At 61.3% G+C, this 23,471-nt stretch carries 23 protein-coding genes; 7 read left to right on the top strand and 16 right to left on the bottom strand.

Features of this window, described 5'->3' with window-relative positions; genetic code table 11:
• The 9 genes from RDL77_RS14430 to RDL77_RS14390 form a co-directional block, all read right to left on the bottom strand.
• The coding region (locus RDL77_RS14430) for an NAD(P)/FAD-dependent oxidoreductase (protein ID WP_288193467.1) at positions 1–512 on the bottom strand (512 nt) is incomplete at its 3' end.
• A gap of 1 nt (position 513) precedes the next feature.
• Complete coding sequence (locus tag RDL77_RS14425) at positions 514–1,311, bottom strand: ABC transporter ATP-binding protein (protein WP_223615386.1); 798 nt, start codon at positions 1,309–1,311, stop codon at positions 514–516.
• 10 nt (positions 1,312–1,321) lie between these two features.
• Entirely contained in the window at positions 1,322–2,212 is an 891-nt protein-coding gene (ntrB, locus tag RDL77_RS14420) for a nitrate ABC transporter permease (RefSeq protein ID WP_374042718.1), read from the bottom strand.
• 10 nt (positions 2,213–2,222) lie between these two features.
• Positions 2,223–3,521, bottom strand: a complete 1,299-nt coding sequence (locus RDL77_RS14415) for a CmpA/NrtA family ABC transporter substrate-binding protein (RefSeq protein ID WP_288193465.1) — start codon at positions 3,519–3,521, stop codon at positions 2,223–2,225.
• 348 nt (positions 3,522–3,869) lie between these two features.
• A complete protein-coding gene (locus RDL77_RS14410) occupies positions 3,870–5,144 on the bottom strand; it encodes a CmpA/NrtA family ABC transporter substrate-binding protein (RefSeq protein ID WP_374042720.1) in 1,275 nt (424 codons plus the stop codon).
• Positions 5,145–5,174: 30 nt separating this feature from the next.
• Positions 5,175–5,762, bottom strand: coding sequence for an ANTAR domain-containing response regulator (locus RDL77_RS14405; protein ID WP_223615388.1), 588 nt, complete (start codon positions 5,760–5,762; stop codon positions 5,175–5,177).
• Positions 5,763–5,874: 112 nt separating this feature from the next.
• Entirely contained in the window at positions 5,875–6,963 is a 1,089-nt protein-coding gene (locus RDL77_RS14400) for a Xaa-Pro peptidase family protein (RefSeq protein ID WP_288193463.1), read from the bottom strand.
• Between the two features lie 72 nt (positions 6,964–7,035).
• Complete coding sequence (locus RDL77_RS14395) at positions 7,036–8,625, bottom strand: ABC transporter substrate-binding protein (RefSeq protein ID WP_288193461.1); 1,590 nt, start codon at positions 8,623–8,625, stop codon at positions 7,036–7,038.
• 51 nt (positions 8,626–8,676) lie between these two features.
• A complete protein-coding gene (locus RDL77_RS14390; RefSeq protein ID WP_288193459.1) occupies positions 8,677–9,258 on the bottom strand; it encodes a helix-turn-helix domain-containing protein in 582 nt (193 codons plus the stop codon).
• A gap of 242 nt (positions 9,259–9,500) precedes the next feature.
• On the opposite strand from RDL77_RS14390, the gene RDL77_RS14385 reads away from it, so the two are divergent.
• From RDL77_RS14385 to RDL77_RS14365, 5 genes are read left to right on the top strand one after another with little or no spacing between them, the layout of a single operon-like run.
• Entirely contained in the window at positions 9,501–10,529 is a 1,029-nt protein-coding gene (locus RDL77_RS14385) for an ABC transporter permease (RefSeq protein WP_374042719.1), read from the top strand.
• 9 nt (positions 10,530–10,538) lie between these two features.
• A complete protein-coding gene (locus RDL77_RS14380) occupies positions 10,539–11,444 on the top strand; it encodes an ABC transporter permease (RefSeq protein ID WP_223615392.1) in 906 nt (301 codons plus the stop codon).
• Positions 11,441–12,277, top strand: coding sequence for an ABC transporter ATP-binding protein (locus RDL77_RS14375; RefSeq protein ID WP_288193458.1), 837 nt, complete (start codon positions 11,441–11,443; stop codon positions 12,275–12,277). Before RDL77_RS14380 ends, RDL77_RS14375 begins: the two co-directional genes overlap by 4 nt.
• Complete coding sequence (locus RDL77_RS14370) at positions 12,274–13,014, top strand: ABC transporter ATP-binding protein (protein WP_288193457.1); 741 nt, start codon at positions 12,274–12,276, stop codon at positions 13,012–13,014. The genes RDL77_RS14375 and RDL77_RS14370 overlap by 4 nt, the downstream gene beginning before the upstream one ends.
• 23 nt (positions 13,015–13,037) lie before the next feature.
• On the top strand, positions 13,038–13,538 hold the full coding sequence (locus RDL77_RS14365; protein WP_288193456.1) for a GAF domain-containing protein: 501 nt from the start codon (positions 13,038–13,040) through the stop codon (positions 13,536–13,538).
• A 23-nt stretch (positions 13,539–13,561) separates the two neighbouring features.
• On the opposite strand, the gene RDL77_RS14360 is transcribed toward RDL77_RS14365, so the two are convergent.
• The 7 genes from RDL77_RS14360 to RDL77_RS14330 are packed head-to-tail and all read right to left on the bottom strand — an operon-like array spanning position 13,562 to position 21,144.
• On the bottom strand, positions 13,562–13,960 hold the full coding sequence (locus RDL77_RS14360; RefSeq protein ID WP_288193455.1) for a RidA family protein: 399 nt from the start codon (positions 13,958–13,960) through the stop codon (positions 13,562–13,564).
• A 29-nt stretch (positions 13,961–13,989) separates the two neighbouring features.
• Complete coding sequence (locus RDL77_RS14355) at positions 13,990–15,615, bottom strand: AMP-binding protein (RefSeq protein ID WP_288193454.1); 1,626 nt, start codon at positions 15,613–15,615, stop codon at positions 13,990–13,992.
• A 5-nt stretch (positions 15,616–15,620) separates the two neighbouring features.
• Positions 15,621–16,775, bottom strand: a complete 1,155-nt coding sequence (locus RDL77_RS14350) for an acyl-CoA dehydrogenase family protein (protein ID WP_288193453.1) — start codon at positions 16,773–16,775, stop codon at positions 15,621–15,623.
• 1 nt (position 16,776) lies between these two features.
• On the bottom strand, positions 16,777–17,589 hold the full coding sequence (locus RDL77_RS14345; RefSeq protein WP_223615399.1) for an enoyl-CoA hydratase family protein: 813 nt from the start codon (positions 17,587–17,589) through the stop codon (positions 16,777–16,779).
• Entirely contained in the window at positions 17,582–18,085 is a 504-nt protein-coding gene (locus tag RDL77_RS14340; protein ID WP_223615400.1) for a MarR family winged helix-turn-helix transcriptional regulator, read from the bottom strand. The genes RDL77_RS14345 and RDL77_RS14340 overlap by 8 nt, the downstream gene beginning before the upstream one ends.
• The gene (locus tag RDL77_RS14335; protein WP_288193452.1) at positions 18,082–18,846 is read right to left on the bottom strand and encodes an SDR family NAD(P)-dependent oxidoreductase; all 765 of its coding nucleotides are present in this window, start codon (positions 18,844–18,846) and stop codon (positions 18,082–18,084) included. The genes RDL77_RS14340 and RDL77_RS14335 overlap by 4 nt, the downstream gene beginning before the upstream one ends.
• Positions 18,847–21,144 carry a bifunctional salicylyl-CoA 5-hydroxylase/oxidoreductase gene (locus RDL77_RS14330; protein ID WP_288193451.1) on the bottom strand — a complete coding sequence of 766 codons (2,298 nt, stop codon included), beginning with the start codon at positions 21,142–21,144 and terminating at the stop codon, positions 18,847–18,849.
• Between the two features lie 137 nt (positions 21,145–21,281).
• On the opposite strand from RDL77_RS14330, the gene RDL77_RS14325 reads away from it, so the two are divergent.
• Positions 21,282–22,046, top strand: coding sequence for an enoyl-CoA hydratase-related protein (locus RDL77_RS14325; protein ID WP_223615403.1), 765 nt, complete (start codon positions 21,282–21,284; stop codon positions 22,044–22,046).
• 1 nt (position 22,047) lies between these two features.
• Complete coding sequence (locus RDL77_RS14320; protein WP_288193449.1) at positions 22,048–23,466, top strand: 3-hydroxyacyl-CoA dehydrogenase NAD-binding domain-containing protein; 1,419 nt, start codon at positions 22,048–22,050, stop codon at positions 23,464–23,466.
• Positions 23,467–23,471 lie beyond the last annotated feature (5 nt).

Below are 23,471 nucleotides of genomic sequence, written 5' to 3'. Positions count from 1 at the left end.
CGTGATTTCAGGCCGGCCGCCGCTTCCAGACCGAGCAGCCCGCCGCCGATCACCACGGCGCGCGCGCGGGACTGGGCCGCAAGCAGCATGGCATTCACATCGTCGAGATCCCGGTAGGTCAGAACACCCGGCAGGTTGTTGCCGGGAACAGGCAGAACAAAGGGAACCGAACCCGTCGCGATCAAAAGCTTGTCGTAGCTTTCGGTCGTTCCCGCATCGGAGGTGACCGTCTTGGCCTCCCGGTCGATCCCGATGATCCTGTGGCCCTTGTAGAGCGTGATGCCGTGCTTGATGTACCAGCCATCACCATGAATGATGATTTCCTCGAATTCCTTTTCACCCGACAGCACGGGCGACAGCATGATCCGGTCGTAATTGACGCGCGGCTCGGCATTGAAAATGGTCACGTCATAGGTATCGGGCGCCATCTCGAAGAGATGTTCAAGCGCCCTGCCCGGCGCCATGCCGTTGCCGATGACGACGAGTTTCTGCTTTTTCGCGGCTGTTTGCATCTTACGCGGCCTCCACAAGACGGTGCCGCTCGTAGAGAAATTTCAGCACGGACGAACGGCAGCGGATATAGGTGGCATCGGCGGCAAGCTCGATGCGGCGGCGCGGGCGAACCAGCGGCACATCGAGGATTTCGCCGATCCTGGCGGACGGTCCATTGGTCATCATGACGATGCGGTCGGAAAGCAGCACGGCTTCATCGACATCGTGGGTGATCATCAACACCGTATTGGCGAGCTCCGTATGGATCTGCATGACCTGATCCTGCAGGTGCGCGCGGGTGAGCGCATCCAGCGCGCCGAATGGCTCATCCAGCAGCAGCACCTTGGGCTCCATCGCCAGCGCCCGGGCAATGCCGACGCGCTGCTTCATGCCGCCGGAGACCTCGGACGGGCGCTTGTCCCTCGCATGCACCATCTGCACCAGTTCGAGATTGCGCATGGTCCATTCATGCCGTTCCGCCCGGCTTTTGCTGGATGAGAAGACCTTGTCGACCGCCAGCTTGACGTTCTCATAGACCGTCAGCCAGGGCAGCAGCGAATGGTTCTGGAACACCACCGCGCGATCAGGCCCCGGCGTGTCGACAACAGTGCCTTCGAGAAACACCACGCCGCGCGTCGCCTGCGTCAGCCCGGCGACTATGTTGAGCAGGGTGGATTTCCCGCAGCCGGAATGGCCGATGATCGAGATGAACTCACCTTTTTCGACGCTCAGCGAGACCTGATTGAGAACCTGCGTGCTGGCGCCGCCACGGCTGAACACCATGTCGATCTGTTCGAGGGAGAGATAGGGTTTCGACATGATGGCTTCCTCAAGCGCTTGCGGTGTTACGGGTGACGGTCCGGGCGACGAAGGCGATGGCGCGGTCAAGCAGGTAGCCGACGATGCCGACATAGATCAGGGCCAGAATGATGTCGCTGATGCGCGACGAGTTCCACGCGTCCCAGATGAAGAACCCGATGCCGACGCCGCCGATCAGCATCTCGGCGGCCACGATGGCAAGCCATGACAGGCCGATACCGATGCGCAGGCCGGTAAAGATATAAGGCGCAGCGGCGGGGATCATGATCTTGGTGAAATATTCGAACTGGTTGAGGCGCAGCACCCGCGCAACATTCTGATAGTCCTGCGGGATATTGCGAATGCCAACAGCCGTGTTGATGATGATCGGCCAGATGGCCGTGATGAAAATCACGAAGATCGCGGAGGGGTTGCCATCCTTGAACGCAGCCAGTGACAGGGGCAGCCAGGCAAGCGGCGGCACCGTGCGCAGCACCTGAAAAATCGGGTCGAGCCCGCGCATCGCCCATTCGCTCTGCCCGACAAGGGTGCCCAGCGCAATGCCCGCCACGGCGGCGAGGCAATAGCCCAGCGCCACCCGCTTCAGGCTGGCCAGAATGTGCCAGAACAGCCCCTGATCGACACCCTGTCCGGCATAGAACGGATGAACGATCAGCTCCCAGGTCTCCGAGACCACCCGCGAGGGCGGCGGCACGCTTGCCGTCGGCGAAGAACAGAGGATTTCCCACAGCACCAGCAGGAACACCAGGGTGATCACCGGCGGCACCACATGCGCCGCCAGGGAGGTGAGCCATTGCGGCAGGCGGCGGGGTGGCCCTGCCTTTGGGGGAAGAGCGAGCGTCATGATTTTTGCCACCGGGGGCTTTTCATTCGGACGGATGGGAACGGGGCTGGCTGTCATGCCGGTTTCCTCACGCAAAACGTTTGATTTCAAGGCTGGCGAGATAGGTTTGCGGGGCGTCCGGATCGAACACCTTGCCATCGAAGAAGGTTTCGGAACCGCGTGATGTCGAAGCCGGAATATCAGCCGCGGCAACGCCAAGCTCCCTGGCGGCGTCGCGCCAGATGTCCTCGCGATTTACCTTGCCAACCAGTGCCGCAATATCCGTGTCCGGGGCAAATTTGCCCCAGCGGATATTCTCGGTCAGGAACCATTTTTCGTGGCTCTGGAAGGGATAGGATGTGTGATCGCGCCAGAACTTCATCAGATGCGGGCTGGCCGTCTCGACACGTCCCGAGCCATAGTCGTAATCGCCCTTCAAACGCCCGGCGATATCGGTTGCAGGCACATTGAACCACGCGCGCTTGCCGACCATGGCCGCCAGTTCATCCTTGTTGGCGAGATCATCCGCCCATTGCTGCGCCTCCATCACCGCCATGAGCAGTGCCTTGGTGGCATTCGGGTTTTTCTCCACCCAGTCCGCCCGCATGGCGAAGGACTTTTCCGGATGCTTGGCCCAGATTTCGGCTGTGTTGACTGCGGTATAGCCGATGCCCTGATTGACGAGCTGCGCATTCCACGGTTCGCCGACACAGAAGCAGTCCATGGTGCCGACCTTCATGTTGGCAACCATCTGGGGCGGTGGAACGACAATGGTTTCCACGTCCTTGTCCGGGTCGATCCCACCGGCGGCCAGCCAATAGCGGATCCACAGATCATGCGTGCCGCCGGGGAAGGTCATCGCGGCCTTTGCCGCATTGCCTTCCGCCTTCTTCCTGGCAAAGGCTTCCCTGAGGACACCCGAATTGGCCCCGGCTTTCAGACCGGCATAGGCCGAACCAACCGAAATACCCTGCGCATCCAGATTGAGGCGCGCAAGGATGACCATCGGCAGGGGCTGGTTGTTCTGGGTGACCTTGCCGGCGCTGATGAGATACGGCATCGGCGTCAGGATATGCGCGCCGTCAATGCCGTTGCCCGCCGAGCCGAGCACCAGATTGTCCCGCGTCGTGCCCCACGATGCCTGCTTGACCACCTCGACATCGGGCATGCCGTGTTTGGCAAAAAGGCCCCTTTCCTTGGCAACGATCAGCGGCGAGGCATCCGTCAGCGCAATGAAACCGAGCGTCGCCTTGGTGGTCTCGGGTCCGGCAGCGGCCGCATAGGCGCCGCCCGGAAGCGCGGCCTTTGCCGCCGCCAGCAGCGCCAGCGTGCCGCCTGCCCGCAAAAGCGTTCGTCTTGTCAAGCCTGTCGGCAAAATCACCTTCATCGCAATTCCCCTTCGCAGCGCTGCTTCTGGTGCAGCTTGAGCCATAAAAAAACGCCGCCGGATGAAGTGCATTCACCCGATCCGGTGAATGAACTCGCCCAAGCGACGTCTGTGTCTTTGAAAGCATCCGATGGCGATGCTCGCGGTTCCTGTCTTCATTGACGGAACGGTTTTATAAAAGCAATAAGCGTGCCAACCGGAGATTATATTTATAAGCCATTGTAATTGATATATATTATTATGGTTCAGCGATTTTTTACCGATGGCAGCCGAAGAGCGGCGCAGGCGAAATGGGCAGAACGGCCATCAAACCCGCTCATTTATTGTGCAGAGCACAAATTCTGCCCATCAGGTTTCATCCCGCGTTGCAACGGGGTTTTCAAGATTGTGGACATTGAAGCCCTTGAGATAGGCGGGAATGTCCTGGGGATCGAAGACAGCCCCATCGATGAACCCGTCCTGGCGCTGGCCGCCCTCCACGCGCACATCCGCCGATGGTATGTCGGCGCGGGGTCCCAGCGCATGGCGGTAGAGATCAGGGCGGAAGGCGGTCGCGACCTTTTCCTGCTTTTCCTTGGAGTGATCAACCTGCCCCCACCGCACCATCTGGCTGAATATCCATTGCGCCTGGCTGATCCACGGAAAATTCGCGCCATCACGATGGAAGGTGAAGTAGTCGGAGACCGTCCGCTCGTGTCCATCCGGGTCGGTGGTGAACCTGCCCATGAGAACCCGGTGCAGGATGTCCTCCGGCGCATCGATATAACGCGGCTCGGCCAGAACCTCGGCAATTACGCGCCGATTGTCCGGTACGTCGCACCATGCGGCGGCGCGATCCAGCGCGACGATCAGCCTCGCCAATGTTTCAGGATTGGTATCCGCCCATTCCGGCCGCACGCCGATGACCTTCTCGGGACTGGATGGCCAGATATCCTCCTTGACCGCAACGATCCGTCCGACTTCGCGGGCGACGGCCACCATATTCCAGGGCGCGCCGACGCAGAAGCCGTCAATGGCCCCCGCCGACAGGGCATCGGATGTCATGGGTGGCGGCACGACCACCAGTTTGACGTCGCGGTCCGGATGGATGCCGCCGGCCGCCAGCCAATAGCGCAGCTCATAATTGTGCGATGAAAACGGATAGGTCGTGCCAAGCACCGGCAATGGCTCGCCGCGAACCTTTATGTCGTCAATCACGCACTTGAGGGCCTCGGCATTGGCAAGCGCGCCCTCGTCTCCGGCCAGATCCGCCAGCGCCTGCATGCGGCGATACAGCTTCACCGACAGGGTAATGGCATTGCCGCCCCGCCCGAGCGTGAACGGCGTGATGACCGCTGACGGATTGGAACCGAGCCCCAAGGCGGAGGCGACCGGCATGGGCGCCAGCATATGCGCGATATCAAACTGCCGGAAAGCCAGCCGATCCCGGATATTGGCCCAAGACACGTCTTTCACAAGTTCAAGTTGAATGCCTTCACGCGCGGCGAAGCCGAATTCGGCTGCCGCGATGAGAACCGAAGCATCGACAAGCGGAATGAAGCCCGCGCGAACGACGGAGACGCCGTCACGGCGGACCGCTGCCGGCGCAGCGAGGCCGCCGCCCATGCCCTGGCCATTGTCCATCCGGATAAAACTCACGGCCAACCTCTCTTTCTAGCTTCCCAACATGGCAGCCGCCATGACGACGCTCTGTGCAATATCGGCAAGCTTCTTCTTCTCGTTCATGGCGGCCTGCCGCAGCAGCGCATAAGCTTCGTCTTCCGATATTGTGCGCGATTTCATCAGGATGCCCTTGGCACGCTCAATGACCTTGCGCTCTTCCAGGGCGCTTTTTGCCTCCGCCAGTTCCTGCTGCAGCCGGCTGAACGCCTTGAAGCGGCTGACCGCCATGTCGAGAATGGGCTTGACGCGCTCCTTCTTCAGGCCGTCGACCACATAGGCGGACACACCGGCATCCACGGCCGCCTCGATCGACGCGGTATCGGAGCTGTCGACAAACATGGCGATCGGCTTGCGCACGGATCGGCTGAGCTGGAACAGGTGCTCCAGCATGTCGCGATTGGGGGTTTCGATATCGATGACGATGACATCGGGCGCGATCCGCTCGATCTGCCGGGCAAGACCGACGATGTCGTGCAAAACAACGACGCGGTCATGGCCGGCCTCCCGCAATCCCTCTTCGATAATGGAAGCGCGGATACGGTTTTCGTCGAAGACCATGATCGATAGCGGTGTAGACATGCCTTAATTTTGCGCATGCCCTCAAATTGTGCAATGCTACATTAGCGCACATCAGCAAAAGTAGTGCGGGCGGCCGCTTCGTACCCGAAACGGCCGCCTTCTGCGCAATGGATCAGGCCTTGAAGGCAGCCCGCGGCAGTTCGGACAGCACTTCCGCCCTGTTGCCGCGCATAATGACGATTTCCTCGAGGCGGACGCCGAATTTGCCGCTGAGGTAAATGCCCGGCTCGATCGAGAACACATGCCCATCCTCGAGAATGGCCTCGGACGTTGCGGTGATATAGGGCGGCTCGTGGATGTCGATGCCCATGCCATGGCCGGTGCGGTGCAGGAAATATTCACCGTAACCCGCCTGGGTGATGACATCGCGTGCCGCCTTGTCGACTTCCTTGGCGGCAACCCCCGGTTTGGCCGCAGCCAGCGCCGCCTTGACGGCAGCATCGAGAACCGCGTGCACCTTGTCGAAATCCGCGGGCGTTTCACCGCAGACGGCAACGCGGGTCATGTCGCTGGGATAGCCGTCACTGCGCCCGCCAATGTCGATCAGCACCGCTTCATTGGCCTTCAGCACGCGCTCGCCGGTGTGATGGTGCGGATATGCGCCATTTTCACCGAAACAGACGCTGGTGAATTCCGGCTTCGCATTGTTTGCCTTGTAGTAGTCCCGGACAACACCGGCAATCTCGAGCTCGGTCACGCCGGGCTTCAACGCGGCAAAAGCCGCACGCATCGCGCCGTCATTGATGAGCGCATTGGCCTTGAGCGCGGCATATTCCGCCTCGTCCTTGCGGGCGCGCAGATAGCCGACGGTGTCGTTGAGGAAGGTGCGCTTGGCACCCGGCAGTGCATCGATCACCAGCAGGGCGAAATCCGCCCGCATCGTTTCATCGAGCGCGATCCTGATATCCTGTTTTGTCCCGACGACGTCTTTTAAAACAGCGGCCAGCGCCGCATCGGGACCCTCGCCATCCGTCCATGGATAGAACGGCAGGTCGGTATGCTGGCGCGAGCTGTCGGCATTGAGTGCCGGCATCAGTATCCCGGCGTGATCCCTGCCGACAAACAGCATGACCGGCCGCTCGTCGCCATGGGGCGAGAGTCCGGCAAGCCAGACCATGTGCGAGGACGGACCGACGACGACAAGATCGGTTCCGGTTTCAGCCATGCGCTCCCGCAGGCGCGCCATCCGAAGTTCAGACATTTTACTATTCCCGTTGTTATGGATGCCGTGGCAAGGCCGCCCGACGATCCGGACGGCCTTTAAAGTTTCTGGTCAGTTCTTCTTCACGAGGCGGTAGAAGACGAAGTCCGATGTTGCACCGTTCACATAGCCCGAAACAGTCTTGGCGAGCGCAACCTGTGTGGCCGCCTGGAACATGACGATGATCGGTGATTTCGCCTGCACCTGCTTCTGCAGGTCGACATACATCTGATTGCGCTTGGACTGGTCCGCCTCTGCACGCGCCGCCTTCGTTTTTGCATTGAGTTCGGCAGGCACCGCCCAGCCATTGCGCCACGTGGTGGTCGACTGGTAATTGCCGTCCGAATTGTCCTCGTTGAAGGCAAATGCCTTGGCGTTCGAATCCGGGTCCATGAAATCCGGGCCCCAATAGAGCAGCATGGCTTCATGGGTGCGGGCACGGTATTTGGTGATGACCTGGCTGCCCGTTCCCGGAATGATGTTGAAGTTGATCCCGGCTTCGGCAAAGCCCGCCTGCAGCGACTGCGCCATGTCGGTGAACGGCGTTGAATTGATCACATCCAGCGTCACCTTGATCGGGGTTTTCACGCCGGCATCGGCAAGGATCTTCTTCGCCTTGGCCGGATCATAGCTATAGGGCGTCTCATCGAGCGATCCGGGGAAACCCGCCGGCCAGAATGCCTGATGCACCTGCATCTGGCCCTTGAGGAACGAATCCGTCATACCCTTGTAGTTGACGAGATAACGCGCGGCCTCCCAGATGGCCGGATTGGTCAGCGCCTCGTCTTTCTGGTTCAGGCTGAGGAAATGCACGGCGGCCTGCGGATAGGTCTCCACATTGACCGTGCCCTTGGTCGAAAGGCTGGCGACCTGATCCGGCGTCAGGTTCTTGGCAATGTCCACATCGCCGGATTCAAGCAGCAATTGCTGGGTCGCTGCTTCAGCCACGTGGCGGATGATGACCGACTTCATTGCCGGTGCACCGCCGAAATAGTTGGGATTGCCGGCAAGGTTGATGATCTCGGCCGGACGGAAAGCCTTCAGGACGAAGGGGCCTGTCCCGGCGGAATTCGCCTTGAGCCAAGCATTGCCCATGTCGCCATTGGCTTCGTGGCCCTGTACCGTCACGGCATCGATGATCGAGGCCGGGCGGGCGGCAAGTACGTTGAGCACAAAGGCGGACGAGAAATCGCCATCATATTTGACGACGATCTTATTGCCCGAAGCCGTGACCATCTTGTCATAGTTTTCCGGCGTCCAGCCCAGCTGCGCCAGGATGAAGGCGGGCGCCTTGTTCAGCGCGATGACGCGCTTCCAGGAATAGACCACATCTTCCGCACGCAGCGGGTTGCCGGATGTGAATTTCACGCCGTCCCGCAGGGTGAAGGTGATGGTCCTGGCGGCATCATCCGCCGTCCACGCTGTCGCCAGACCTGGCGCCAGCGTCTTCACATCGGGCGCATCATACTGCACCAGACGGTCATAGGTCTGGGTCACATATTCGCCTGACGTAAACTCGTATGCCTCGGCCGGATCGATGCTGACGATATCGTCGATATTCTGGGCCACGACAAGCGCATTGCCGGGCGTTGCCGCATGGGCAAGCGGCGCTGCCGATACGATCATGGAAGCGGCCAGCAATGCCGCCTTGAACAGTTTCATTCTTCATTCTCCTCTGGATTGTTCTTGTTGTTGGGTTTTTTGTTGAAGGTTTTAGAGCCGGGGCCGGAACACGGGCAATGTTCCTGTCCACAGAACCCGCGCCGTTCTGTCGGTGTCATTCCACCAGGCATGGGGCCGGTTGCCGCGAAAATGCAGACTGTCCCCAGCCGAGATCACCACTTCCTCGTCATCGAGCCTGTGGGTGATGGCACCCTCCAGCACGTAGAGGATTTCTTCGCCTTCGTGGCTGACCGTTTCGGAACGATAACCCGCCGGTATGTGCATGATGACGGACGAGAGGACGTTCCCGGCAAAATCCGCAGCGATCTGTTCGTAGACAATGGAGGAGCCATCAACCGAAAACTTCTGCCGCTCGCCCTGGCGCGTCAGCGCATCTTCCGCCGTGGGCGTGGCAATGAAATAATCCACCCCGACGTCGAGACTGCGTGCAATCTGTGCAAGCGTTCCCAGCGATGGTGTGGCATGATCGCGCTCGACCTGGCTGAGATAGCCGACCGAAATACCTGCAGCGTCGCAGATTTCCTGCAATGTCAGCTGCAGTTGCCGCCGGCGTGCCCGGATCATGGCCCCGACCTTGGGCTGTGGCGCAGCGTTGCGAAGTTCGGACGTCATGGGCGATTCCAATCCCAGTAAAATTTCTTTGATCTAAGCAAAAATTTTTGTATGGTCCAAGCAGAATCTTCGGCGAGGTCAGGGAAAGTATCATTACACCTCCGACTTTCAGACCGGGATCAACGGGAACAATCGACACACATGGGCCAACTCAATGGCCCAAAATGGGGAAGGCTCTGGGTTTGGCATTCGAATCCGAAACAGTGGCAGATATTGCCGCCAAGCCGGTCAGACGGCCGGGCTTGCACAGGAGCCGTGGCGCCCGCCTGCTGCTTGGGCTGGCCGGGTTCATCGTATCGGTGCTCATCACCTTTCTCGGGCTTCTGGCAATCACCTTCTTCATCGGCCGCATCGTTCCCATCGACCCGGTTCTGGCCGTCGTGGGTGACCGGGCGCCGCGCGCTGTCTACGAGGCGGCACGGCTGCAGATGGGCCTGGACCAGCCGGCGCCCATCCAGTTCATACGCTATGTCGGCTCGGTCCTGTCGGGCGACCTCGGCACATCCGTGTCGACGGGCAAACTCGTTCTCGATGACCTGAAGCGCGTGTTTCCCGCAACACTCGAAATGGCAACGCTCGGCATCATCATCGGTGTCCTGCTCGGCGTTCCCATGGGCGTCTATGCGGCGAGCCGCCGGGGCAGCCTCGTTGATCAGGTCATCCGGGTGATCGGGCTTTTGGGCTATGCCGTGCCTGCCTTCTGGCTTGGCCTTGTCGGCCTTGCCGTTTTCTATGCCCGCCTGAAATGGGTCGCCGGACCCGGTCGCCTCGACATCTTCTATGATGGCCTCGTCGACCCCGTCACCGGCATCGTGCTGATCGACAGCCTGCTTGCCGGTGAAACCGAGATTTTTGTCAATGCGCTCTGGCACCTGGCCTTGCCCGCCTCCGTGCTCGGCTTCTTCAGCCTTGCCTATATCGCGCGCATGACGCGCTCCTTCATGCTCGACCAGTTGTCGCAGGAATATGTGACGACAGCGCGCGTCAAGGGCGTGTCGGAGCGGCTGGTGATCTGGCGCCATGCCTTCCGTCCCATTCTGGTTCCCCTGATTACCGTGATCGGCCTTTCCTATGCAGGCCTGCTGGAGGGCTCGGTGATGATCGAAACGATCTTCTCCTGGCCGGGCATCGGCAATTATCTCACCGTGGCGCTGCTCAATGCCGACATGTCCGCCGTTCTCGGTGCCACGCTGGTGATCGGCGCGGTGTTCATCGGCATCAACAAGATTTCCGACGTGCTCTACCGCGTCCTCGATCCCCGTGCGCGTTAGGAGCTCCTGATGGCAAACGTTCATAGCTGGCTGATCGACGACAGCCCCGCCTCCCGCCTGCAGGCCCGGCTCGGCCGCCTCTACCGGATATGCGGCGCCCTGTCGCGCAATCCGCTGGCAGCCGTCGGTGCGATCATCATTCTGGTGCTGATCCTGACGGCGATCTTCGCGCCGCTGATCGCCACCCATGATCCGCTGAAGCAGGATCTGGCGCAGCGCCTGCTGCCGCCCGGCAGCGGCAACTGGATGGGCACCGACGAGCTGGGGCGGGATATCTGGTCCCGCGTCGTCTACGGCGCGCGCATCACCCTTGTCATCGTCGTGCTGGTCGCGGTGCTGGCAGCGCCTGCCGGACTGATCATCGGCGCCATATCAGGCTATTTCGGCGGATGGATTGACCGCGTCCTCATGGGTGTCACCGATATTTTCCTGTCCATGCCGAAACTCATTCTGGCGCTGGCGCTCGTCGCCGCGCTCGGACCCGGCATCGAGAACGCCATCATCGCCATCGCCATCACCTCATGGCCCGGCTACGCCCGCATCGCCCGGGCGGAAACACTCACCTTCAAGAATGCGGAGTTCATTGCCGCCATCCGCCTGCAGGGCGCATCGTCGCTGCGGGTCATTCTCGGCCACGTGCTGCCGCTGTGCACCTCCTCGATGATCGTGCGCGTCACGCTCGATATGGCCGGCATCATCCTGACCGCCGCCGGTCTCGGCTTCATCGGCCTCGGGGCGCAGCCTCCCTTGCCCGAATGGGGCGCCATGATTGCGCGCGGCCGCTCGTTCATCCTCGACCAGTGGTGGGTTGCCACCATGCCGGGCTTTGCCATCATCATTGTCAGCCTCGGCTTCTGCTTCCTCGGCGATGGCCTGCGGGATGTCCTTGATCCCAAGAGTGGAGAACAGCGGTGAGCACGCCCCTGCTTGAGATTGAAAACCTGCGCGTTTCCTTCCCCACGCAGAAGGGCATGATCGATGTGGTGCGCGGTGTTTCCTTCACCCTTGGCCGCGAACGGCTGGGCATTGTCGGCGAAAGCGGTTCGGGCAAATCGATGACCGGACGCGCCATCCTCAAACTCATCCGCGCACCGGCAACGATCCGCGCTGACACGTTCCGTTTCGATGGTATCGACCTGCTGGGCCAGTCGGAAAAGGCAATGCGGCGTATTCGCGGCGCCCGCATTTCCATGGTGATGCAGGATCCGAAATTCTCGCTCAACCCCGTCATGACCGTGGGCGAGCAGATTGCCGAAGCGCTGCAAACCCACCAGCGCCTGCCCCGCCGGGAAACCCGGCAGCGCGTGCTCACCATGCTCGAAGCGGTGCGCATCGATGACCCCGAACGTGTCGCCAGCCTCTACCCGCACGAAATTTCCGGCGGCATGGGCCAGCGGGTGATGATCGCCATGATGCTCATCCCCGAGCCCGATCTGCTGATTGCCGACGAGCCGACCTCGGCGCTCGACGTTTCGGTGCAGGCACAGGTTCTCGATATCATCGACGAGCAGGTCAAACGCAAAGGCATGGGGCTGATCTTCATCAGCCATGACCTCAACCTCGTCTCCAGCTATTGCGACCGCATACTGGTGATGAACACCGGAAAAATTGTCGAGGAATGCCAGGCGGGCGAACTGCGCAACGCCGTGCATCCCTATACGCGCGGGCTGATTGCCGCCATTCCGCGGCTCGATGAAACGCGTGAGGAGCTGCCTGTTCTCGACCGCAGCGCATGGGTGGCCAAATGATCGCGCTCTCCTTGAATGATCTCGATATTTCCTATGGTGAAACGCAGATCACCCACGGCATCACCCTCGACATCGCGGAGGGCGAGAGCTTTGCGCTGGTCGGCGAAAGCGGCTCCGGCAAATCGACGGTCCTGAAGGCCATTGCCGGTCTTGCCCCGCAATGGACCGGCTCGATCACCGCTTTCGGCCAACCGCGCACGCATGGTATCGACCAGCATTTCGCCCGGCATTGCCAGATGGTGTTCCAGGACCCCTACGGTTCGCTGCATCCGCGCAAGACCATCGATGCCATCCTGAGCGAACCGCTGGCCATCCACGGCATCGGCAACCAGAACGGCCGGGTCGAGGATATGCTGGTTGCGGTCGGGCTCGATCGCAAATTCCGCTTCCGCTATCCCCATCAATTGTCCGGCGGCCAGCGCCAGCGCGTCGCCATCGCCCGCGCCCTGATGCTTGAACCCAAGCTCCTGCTTTTGGACGAGCCGACCTCGGCGCTCGATGTCTCGGTGCAGGCCGAGATTCTCAACCTTCTGAAGCGCCTACGCCGCGAACAGAACCTCACCTTCCTCATGGTGACCCACAACCTGCCCGTCGTGTCGTTTCTCTGCGATCGTCTGGCCGTGATGCGCCACGGGCGGATCGTCGAGATCGCCGATGTGACCGACCTCAAGCGCGGTGCGCTCCAGGAAACCTATTCGCGTGAACTGATGGATATCAGCGTCGCGCATGCCGGTTGAACAATGACCCCAAGGAAATGAAAATGACACAGGATGAAGTAGCAACGGCTTTGGCCGAATTTGACGCGGCCATTGCCGCGGGCACCCATGCCGAAGCGCCGTGGCAGGCATTGCAGACGCTGTCGCAAAAGATCATCGGCGCCAAGCTGTTCACCATCATGACCGTCGACATGAAGAACGAGCTGGCCCGCCGTGAATACACCTCCGATGCCGAGAGCTATCCGGTGTCCGGCACCAAGCCGATCCACTATGACCGCTGGTTCGACACGGTGCACAAGGACAGGCAGTCCTTCGTTACCAACACCATCGCCGATATCGCGACGGTGTTTTCCGACCATGAAACGATCTGGGCGCTTGGCTGCGGCTCGGTCATCAACATTCCCGTGGTGATTGCGGGCGAGTTGCTCGGCACGGTCAATTGCCTCGATGTCGAGCACCACTACACGCCGGAACGGGTCGAGCGCTCCAAACTGCTGGCCATCCCGGCCAAGCTGGCGTTTCTGGCGGCCAGCAAGGCCGCCTAGACAGTGCGCTCCTGCCCGTGCAATCAGCGGGCAGGAATGACGGCTGTCGCCTCGATTTCAACCAAAGCGCGGTCTTCCAGGAGAGCTACGACCTGCACCAGGGTCATCGCCGGATAGTGCCGGCCGAAAACGCGGCGATAGGCTTCGCCCAGCCGCTTCTGTTCGGCGACATAGACCTTCTTGTCGGTGATGAACCAGGTCAGCCGCACGAGATCGGTTGTCTCGGCACCGGCGCTTGCCAGGATATCGACAATGTTGCGCATCGCCTGCTCGGCCTGCTCGACGAAATCATCGGTCTCGAATGTCTGGTCCTTGGTCCAGCCGATCTGGCCGCCGACAAAGATGACCTTCCCCTCGGCTGCCATGCCGTTGGAGTATCCCTTTGCCGCCGGCCAGCCCTGCGGGTGTATGATCTCTGCCATTCGAGTTTCCTGCCTGATTACTACATGGGTTATTGCTGATAGGCCTTGCGCAATTGAAAGCGCTGTATTTTCCCGGTCGCCGTCTTGGGCAGCGCATCGAGGAATTTGATCGAACGCGGATATTTGTACGGCGCTATGACCTGTTTGACATGGTCCTGCAAGCGCTTGACCGTTTCCTCGCTGGCCGCCACACCCGCCTGCAGCACCACATGCGCCTGCACGATCTGGCCGCGCTCCGCGTCGGGCGCACCGATGACCGCACATTCGCTGACATCGGGATGGGCGAGCAATGCCGCTTCCACCTCGGGACCGGCAATGTTGTAACCGGCGGAGATGATCATGTCGTCGGAGCGCGCGGCAAAATGGAAATAGCCATCCGCGTCCTGAAAGAAGGAATCGCCGGTCAAATTCCAGCCGTCGCGCACATAATTCTTCTGGCGCTTGTCGGCGAGATAGCGGCAGCCGATCGGCCCGCGCACCGCCAGCCTGCCGATCTCGCCGCGCGGCACTTCGCGCATCGCCTCATCGACTATAATGGCCTGGTAGCCGCTGACCGGTTTCCCCGTCTTGCCCGGCCCTGAATCCTCCAGCCGGTTGCTGATGAAGATATGCAGCATTTCCGTGGCGCCGATTCCGTCGAGCAGCGGCTTGCCGGTCTTCTGCATCCAGGCTTCGTAGATCGGCGCCGGCAGCGTCTCGCCCGCCGAAACCGCGATGCGCAGCGAAGAAAGGTCCGCGCCCTCGTTCATCGCCTGCAGCATGACCCGGTAGGCGGTCGGCGCGGTAAAGCTGATCGTTGCCTTGTAGGTCTCGATGATGTCGATCATCTTCGGCGGCGTCGCCTGTTCCAGAAGGGTTGCCGCCGCGCCGAACCGCAGGGGGAAGATCGCCAGCCCGCCAAGACCAAAGGTGAAGGCAAGCGGCGGCGAGCCCACGAATACATCGTCTGGCCGCACATCAAGTACTTCCTTCGCATAGCCGTCGGCGATGATCAGAAGATCGCGATGAAAGTGCATCGTCGCCTTCGGCTCGCCCGTGGTCCCCGACGTGAAGCCGAGCAGTGCGACGTCATCACGGCCGGTCTTCACCGCCTCGAAACGCACGGATTTGTCGAGTGCGATCCGGTCCAGTTCCGCCTCATGATTGGCCGTGCCGTCAAAGCCGACAACGCGTTTGAGGAATTGGCTGGTTTTGGCGCAGGTCTCCATGTCTTCCAGCAGCCGCGTATCGCACAGCGCCAGGGATATCTGCGCCTTGTCGACGATCTGCGTGAGTTCGCCGGCCCGCAGCATCGGCATGGTATTGACGACGACGGCACCCACCTTGGTTGCCGCCAGCCAGCAGGCGACCATGGCCGGATTGTTGGCCGAGCGGATCAGAATGCGGTTGCCCGGCTCGACACCGTAATTTTCGACCAGCGCATGGGCGATGCGGTTGGTCCAGTCGGTGAGTTCCTTGTAGGTCCGGCGGCGGCCATTGCCGATCAGCGCCGTATTGTCGCCGAATCCCTTGGCCACCATCGCGTCGGTCAGTTCCACCGCGGCGTTCAGCCATTCCGGGTACTGGAAATTCTCCATCAGCAATTCCGGCCATTCCTCGAACGGAGGAAGATTATCCCGGGTAAAGTGATCCGTATGCGCCGATGGTCCCAACATTCTCTTTATCCCCTTGCAAGTTCATGCCTTGCGATGATTATTTTTTGTACGTCCGACGCACCTTCATAGATGCGCAATGCCCTGATTTCCCGGTAAAGGCGCTCGACGACACTGCCTTTGCGCACGCCGTCCCCGCCGTGAATCTGAACCGCCTTGTCGATCACGCTCTGTGCGCGGTCCGTGGCATAAAGTTTGGCCATGGCGGCTTCCCGGCTGACCCGCTCGGCACCGCTGTCCTTCAGCCACGCCGCCCGGTAGACGAGCAGCGCCGCCGCATCGATATCCAGTGCCATGTCGGCAATATGCCCCTGCACCATCTGCAGATCGGACATGGGTGCGCCGAAGAGGTGACGGCCATTGGCGCGCTTGACCGCTTCCTCAAGCGCCCGGCGGGCAAAGCCCAGAGCGGCGGCCGCCACGGTCGAGCGGAAGACGTCAAGCACCGACATGGCAATGCGAAAGCCCTGTCCCGGTGAACCGATGAGAGCGTTTGCCGGTATCCGGCAATCGTCAAAGACCAGCCGCGCCAGCGGATGCGGGGCGATCACTTCAAGCCGTTCGGCAATGATCAGGCCCGGCGTATCCGCGGGCACGATGAAGGCGGAAATGCCCTTGGCACCCTCCCCCTCGCCGGTGCGGGCAAACACCGTATAGATATCGGCGATGCCGCCATTGGAAATCCAGGTCTTTTCGCCGTTGAGGACAAATCCGTCCCCATCGCGCACAGCTGACAGTTCAAGATTGGCAACGTCGGATCCCGATTGCGGTTCGCTGAGGGCGAAGGCGGAGAGCGCCTTGCCCGCCCGCGTCCGCGTCAGCCATTCCCGCTTCTGCGCATCGGTCCCGAACAGGGAAAGCGCGCCGGTGCCGAGCCCCTGCATGGCAAAGGCGAAATCCGCCAGGCCGTCATGCCGCGCCAGCGTCTCGCGGATGATGCAAAGGCTGCGCACATCAAGCTTGCCACCGGCTGCCGGATCAACCGCCGTGTGTTTGAGAAGACCGGCTTCTCCAAGCCTGGCAACCAGCCCTCGGCAGGCGTCATCGACATTTTCATGATCGATATGGCCGGTGTTGCCGGTAGCCCATTGCTCCACCTCTTCGGCAAGCCGGCGATGCACATCGTCGAAGAACGGCCATGAAAGGAAGCTGCGGTCCATCATCTCAGTCGCCCTTGAACGCGGGGGTCTGATGCGCGACGAAGGCATCATAGGCACGCTGGAAATCCTGCGTCTGCATGCACAGGGCCTGCGCCTGCGCCTCCGCCTCGATGGCCTGATCAATCGACATGGACCATTCCTGGTTCAGCATGGTCTTGGTCATCATATGGCCGAATGTCGGGCCTTCGGCGAGCCGCCTTGCCAGTTTCAGTGCCTCAGCGTCCAGCGTTTCGGCATCGACAATGCGGTTGTAGAAACCCCAGCGCTCGCCCTCTTCCGCGGACATGCTGCGCCCGGTATAGAGCAGCTCGGCCGCGCGGCCCTGACCGATAATCCGTGGCAGGATGGCGCAGGCGCCCATATCGCAGCCGGCAAGTCCGACACGCGTGAACAGGAAGGCGGTTTTGGCGGCCGGTGTCGCCAGACGCAGATCGGATGCCATGGCGATGATCGCGCCTGCCCCCACGCACACGCCATCAACGGCGGCGATAACCGGCTTGCCACAATGCATGATGGCCTTGACCAGATCGCCCGTCATGCGGGTGAATTCCAGCAGGCTCTTCATGTCCATCTTCAGAAGCGGCCCGATAATGTCGTGCACATCGCCGCCCGAGCAGAAATTGCCGCCATTGGAACCGAAAACCACGGCCTTGATATCATCCGCATAGACGAGCGCGCGAAAACAGTCGCGCAGTTCGGCATAGCTGTCGAAGGTCAGCGGGTTCTTGCGCTCCGGCCGGTCAAGCGAGATGACCGCGATGCCATCGGTGACATGCCATTTGAAATGGGTCGCCGTGTAATTTGCCATCTCACGCATCGTGTTCCCCCTCGCTGTGCAGTCCCTGTGCATGTTCAATCGTATCCAGCGTGGCGAGCAGCCCGGCTGTCACATCCAGCGGCAGGCTGCCGAAAATCTCGTTGATCCACAGCTCATGCGCGGCGGCCATCCGGGCGAACTCATCCCGGCCCCGCTGGGTCAGCCGGACCAGCATGGCGCGTTTGTCACCCGCAACCGGCACCCGCAGCACCGACCCGTCCGATACGAGCCGCTCGATGATGCCGGTGACATTGCCGTTGGAAACCCGCAGCGCCGAGGAGAGTTCGCTCATCTTCAGCCCTTCCTCGAACCGGTAGAGCGCCGCCATGACGTCGAAACGCGGCAGGGTCGTATCGAACTCGACCCGCAGGTTTTCGCGCACCACCGCCTCGACATGCTTGGTCGCCTTGAGCATTTTCAGCCAGACGCGCAGGCTCTGCTTCACCTGCTCGGGCCCGGCTTTGCGGGCGGCGGACGGGCTGGTCTTGCTGCTCATACTTCGCCTCCTGAAATGGATATGGCCTGCCCGGTGACGGAGCCGGAATGCGCGCCGCACAGCCAGAGCACCGTCTGCGCGATCTCCGCAGGCTGGATCAGCCGTTTCTGCGGATTGGATGCAACAAGGGCTGCAACGGCGTCCGCATGGCTTTTGCCGGTTTTCTGCATGATCGTGTCGATGGCGCGTTCAAGCATCGGCGTTTCGGTGAAGCCAGGGCAGACGGCATTGACTGTCACCCCAGACTTCGCCAGTTCCAGCGCGAGCGATTGCACCAGCCCGATCACACCATGCTTGGCTGCGGCATAGGCTGAGACATAGGGATAGCCTTTCAGGCCTGCCGTCGAGGCAATGGCAATCAGCCGCCCGTCATTTTTCGCCAGCATATCAGGCAGTCCCTGCTGGAAGGTCAGGAACACGCCGGTCAGGTTGAGATCGATCTGGCTTTGCCATGTCGCAAGGTCGAGCTTCTGGAATGGCATGCTGGCCGCCGACCCGGCATTGGCAATGGCGATATCGAGCGGACCGACGTCGCTGCGGATGCGGTCGAACAGATGGCGGGACGAGCCCTCATCCGTGACATCGGCAGCGATGGGAATAATGCGTTCCGACTGGGCCGCGATCTCATTCAGCGCCTCCATCCGGCGCCCCGCGATCACCACCTTTGCACCCTCGCCCGCCAGGGCAAGCGCGATGGCGGCGCCGACACCGGACCCGCCGCCGGTGACCAATGCGACCTTGCCTTGGAGTGATTGCGTCATCTACGCGCCCTCGATGGGAGCAATGACTTCGGCACGCTCCGCCAGCCGGTACATCTGATCCCTGCCGGGATAATAGGGTTTCGGCCAGTCCACGCCCTTGTCACCCAACGCCACGGCCGCATGCAGGGTCCAGTAGGGATCGGCGAGATGCGGGCGTGCAAGGCACACCAGATCGGCACGACCGGCAAGCAGGATGGAATTGGCATGATCCGGCTCGTAGATATTGCCGACGGCCATGGTTGCCATGCCCGTCTCGTTGCGGATGCGGTCGGAGAACGGTGTCTGGAACATGCGGCCATACACCGGCTTGGCGTCTATCGAGGTCTGCCCAGCCGACACGTCGCAGATATCGACACCCGCCTCCTGCAGCATCCGTGCGATATCGACGGCATCCTGCGGGGTTATGCCTTTCTCGCCCACCCAGTCATTGGCGGAAATGCGCATGGAGATCGGCTTTCCCGACGGCCAGACGAGACGCACCGCACGGAATATCTCCAGCGGATAGCGCATGCGGTTTTCCAGGGAGCCGCCATAGGCGTCGGTGCGGTTGTTCATGACCGGCGTGATGAACGACGACAGGAGATAGCCATGCGCCGCATGGATTTCCAGCATGTCGAACCCGGCCCGGTCAGCCATTTCGGCCGAGGCAACGAACTGATCGCGCACCCGGTCCATATCGGCGCGGGTCATGGCGGTAGGTGTCTGGTTGTCCGCTGACCACGGCAGGTCGGAGGCGGACAGAACCGGCCAGTTGCCGTCAGGCAAGGGCACATCCGTTCCCTCCCAGCCAAGGCGCGTCGAGCCCTTCGCACCGGAATGGCCAAGCTGGCAGCTGACCTTGGCACCAGTCTCCGCATGGATGAAACCGACAATGCGCTTCCACGCCACTTCGTGTTCCGGCGTGTACATGCCGGTGCAGCCGGGCGTGATCCGCCCTTGCGGACTGACACAGGTCATCTCGATGGTCACCAGACCCGCCCCGCCCTTGGCGCGCTCGCCGTAGTGGACGAGATGCCAGTCAGTGGGTGTCCCGTCAACGGCCTTGTACTGCGCCATCGGCGAGACCACGATGCGGTTCTTCAGGGTCAGATCACGCAGTTTGAACGGCGCAAACATCGGTGCACGCTGCGTCCCCCTCTTCGCCCCGGCCTTTTCCTGGAACCACGCTTCGGCGCTTCCCAGCCACGTCCTGTCACGCAGCCGCAGGTTCTCATGGCTGATGCGCTGCGAACGGGTCAGAAGCGAATAGTTGAACTGGACCGGATCGAGATCGAAATAGCGCTCGACCTCCTCGAACCATTCGAGCGAATTGCGCGCTGCCGATTGCAGCCGCAGCACCTGCAGCCGCCGCTCGTCCTCGTATTTCGCAAAGGCGTCCTGAACGGAGTTTTCCGTGTGGAGATAATTGGCAAGGGCAATCGCGCTTTCCAGCGCCAGCTTGGTGCCGGAACCGATGGAGAAATGCGCAGTCGCTGCCGCATCCCCCAGCAGGACCACATTGTCGTGGGACCATTTTTCGCACAGCACCCGCGGGAAACTGATCCAGGCGGAACCGCGGATATGGTTGGCATTGGTCATCAGCGCATGGCCGCCAAGATATCTGGTGAAAATCCGCTCGCAGACTGCAATCGACTCCTGCTGGCTCATGCCGCCAAAGCCGAACTTGTCCCAGGTTTCCTGGCTGCATTCGACGATGAATGTCGCGGTATCCGCATCGAACTGGTAGGCATGCGCCCAGACCCAGCCGTGCTCGGTTTCCTCAAAGATGAACGTGAAGGCATCGTCGAATTTTTGGTGTGTGCCAAGCCAGACGAACTTGCATTTGCGCGTGTCGATTTCCGGCTTGAAATGCGCGGCAAAGGTCGAGCGGGCGCGGGAATTCAACCCGTCGGCGGCAACGACCAGATCATAATTCTTGGCAAGGGCAGCAATGTCTTCGACAGGTGTTTCAAACTGCAGCTTGACGCCGAGTTCGCGCGCCCGCTCCTGCAGCAGCATCAGCAGCGTCTTGCGACCGATGCCGCAAAAGCCGTGGCCGGTCGACACTGTCTCGGTCTGCTTGAAATGAACGGCAATATCGTCCCAATAGGCGAAATGGTCGCGGATCGCGTCGGCACTGACGGGATCGTTGGCGGCAAGGTTGGACAGGGTTTCGCTTGACAGCACCACGCCCCAGCCGAAGGTGTCATCGGCCCTGTTGCGCTCGATCACCGTGATGTCGTGGCCGGGATCGCGCAGCTTCATGCTGATCGCGAAATAGAGACCGGCGGGCCCTCCTCCAAGACAGGCGATCTTCATCAGGCACACTCCCGTTTGACCTTGCTCATCGTGTCACCGCATCAAAATAATTTCAAGCATGAAATTTCAAGCTTGAATAATTTCCGATTTATAGGGATAGTCAGGTCAAGCAGAGCAAACTGCAGGGGGGATGCGATATGGAAAACTATATCCAAACCGACGTGAAGGATGGTTACGCCATCCTGACATTGACACGCCCCGAGGCGCGTAACGCGCTGAACACCAGCATGCTCAAGCAGCTGGCCGACAGTCTCGCGCGCTTTGACCGCGACCCCGCAATCCGCACCATCATCCTCACCGGCGCCGAGGGCAATTTTGCTTCTGGCGCTGACATCGGCGAGATCGCCGACAAGACATCCGTCGATGGCGTGCACGATCTGCGCCTGCATGCATGGGACGCCATCGCCAGGGTGCGCAAGCCGCTGATCGCAGCGGTCGAGGGCTATTGTCTCGGCGGCGGATTTGAACTGGCCCAGCGCTGCGACCTGATCGTGGCGGCCGGCAACGCCACCTTCGGGCAGCCGGAAATCCGGCTCGGCCTTATTCCCGGTGCCGGCGGCATCCAGCGGCTGACAGCGCTTCTGGGAAAATCCCGGGCAATGCGCCTGCTGCTGACAGGTGAAACCATCAGCGGCACCGATGCGTTCGACTGGGGTATTGCGTCGCACGGCACCCCTGCCGGGGAAAGCCTTGCGGCGGCTGAAAATATTGCCGCCAAACTCGCCAAGGGCGCGCCGCTGGCCCAGCAGTTCGTCAAGCAGGCGGTGCTGACGGCACTGGACGATCAGAATGCCCTGGCGCTGGAGCGCCGGTCGTTCGAATTGCTTTTGTCCACCGACGACAAGGCCGAGGGCATTGCCGCCTTCCGCGCCAAGCGCCAACCCGAATTCCGGGGGCGCTAGCGTGGGCGAGCCGGTCAACATTGTCGGCGTTGCCGGTGCAGGCACCATGGGCCGGGGCATCGCGCATCTGCTGGCACGATCCGGAATAAAGACAATCCTCTATGACACGCAGGACGGCATGGCCGCCAAGGCGAAGGCTGCGATCCTTGCCGATATCGGCCAGCGCATCGCCCGCGGCAAATCGACGGAAGGCGAGCGCGACGCCTGCGCCGGGAACATCGTCATTGCCGCGACCTTGCAGGACATGGCGCCGGCGCATCTTGTCATCGAAGCCATCATCGAGACGCTGGACGCCAAGGCAGAGCTGTTTCAGGCACTGGAGAAGGTCTGCGCCACGGATTGCCTCTTTGCCACCAACACCTCTTCCCTTTCCGTCGAAGCGATTGCCCGCACGATCCGGCATCCCCAGCGCTTTGCCGGGCTGCACTTCTTCAACCCCGCCCCGCTGATGAAGCTGGTCGAGGTCGTCGCCGGTCCGCAGACGGAAGCGGGTATGGCCGAACGGCTGTCCGGTCTCGTCAAGATCTTGGGCAAGCAGCCCGTCGAGGTGCGCGACAGCCCCGGCTTTCTCGTCAATCGCTGTGCCCGGCCCTTCTACGGCGAAGCGCTGCAACTTCTGGAAGATCTCGTTACCGATGCAGCAACCATCGACATGTGCCTCACATCGTCAGGCGGCTTTCCGCTCGGGCCGTTCGAGCTGATCGATCTTGTCGGCGTGGATATCAACCTCGCCGCAACAGCCTCCGTATGGCAGGGATTCGACCGGTCGCCACGCTTCAAGCCGTCACCGCTCCTCGAGAATATGAAGGCCGAGGGCAGGCTCGGCCGCAAAACCGGAAGCGGATTTTTCACCTATCCGCGTCAGGACAATGTGCTGCCCGGTGACAGTTCCATATCGACTGTCGACGAGTTGAAGCGGCAACTGGAAACCCGGACGGGCGTGGCGGTTCATCTGAGCGACGGGCGGACGGCCCGCGAACTGTCCATGCACAGCCGCCAGCCGGTCATCGTGCTTGACCGGCAGATCGGCCAGTGGCGCGGTCCCGTTTCCCTCGCCTTCGCCCAGCATGATCTGCGCGACGCGGACATCCAGTCCATAGCACTGCAAGCCAAGTCGCTGGGGGTTGAACTGCACGAGGTGACGGACACTTCAGGGCTCATATTCCTGCGCGTGGCGGCCATGCTGGTCAACGAAGCGGCCTTCGCCTTCGGACAGGGACTGGCCACGACGGCGGGAATCGATACCGCGCTGAAGCTCGGCCTGAATTTCCGCCACGGCCCGCACGAGATGCTGGAGGCGCTGGGGATCGCGGCGATCACGAACACGCTGGAGCGCTGCGGCCAGATCCATCCTTCCGGGCGGTATGATGCGTGTCCCGCTCTGGCAGATTTTGCGGAGGACGCAACAACCAGGCGTTAGTTGGC

This window comes from uncultured Phyllobacterium sp., assembly GCF_902479695.1.
Lineage (GTDB): Bacteria > Pseudomonadota > Alphaproteobacteria > Rhizobiales > Rhizobiaceae > Phyllobacterium > Phyllobacterium calauticae.
The sequence above is the reverse complement of the archived record's forward strand: the minus strand, read 5'-3'. Positions and strand labels throughout refer to the sequence as shown.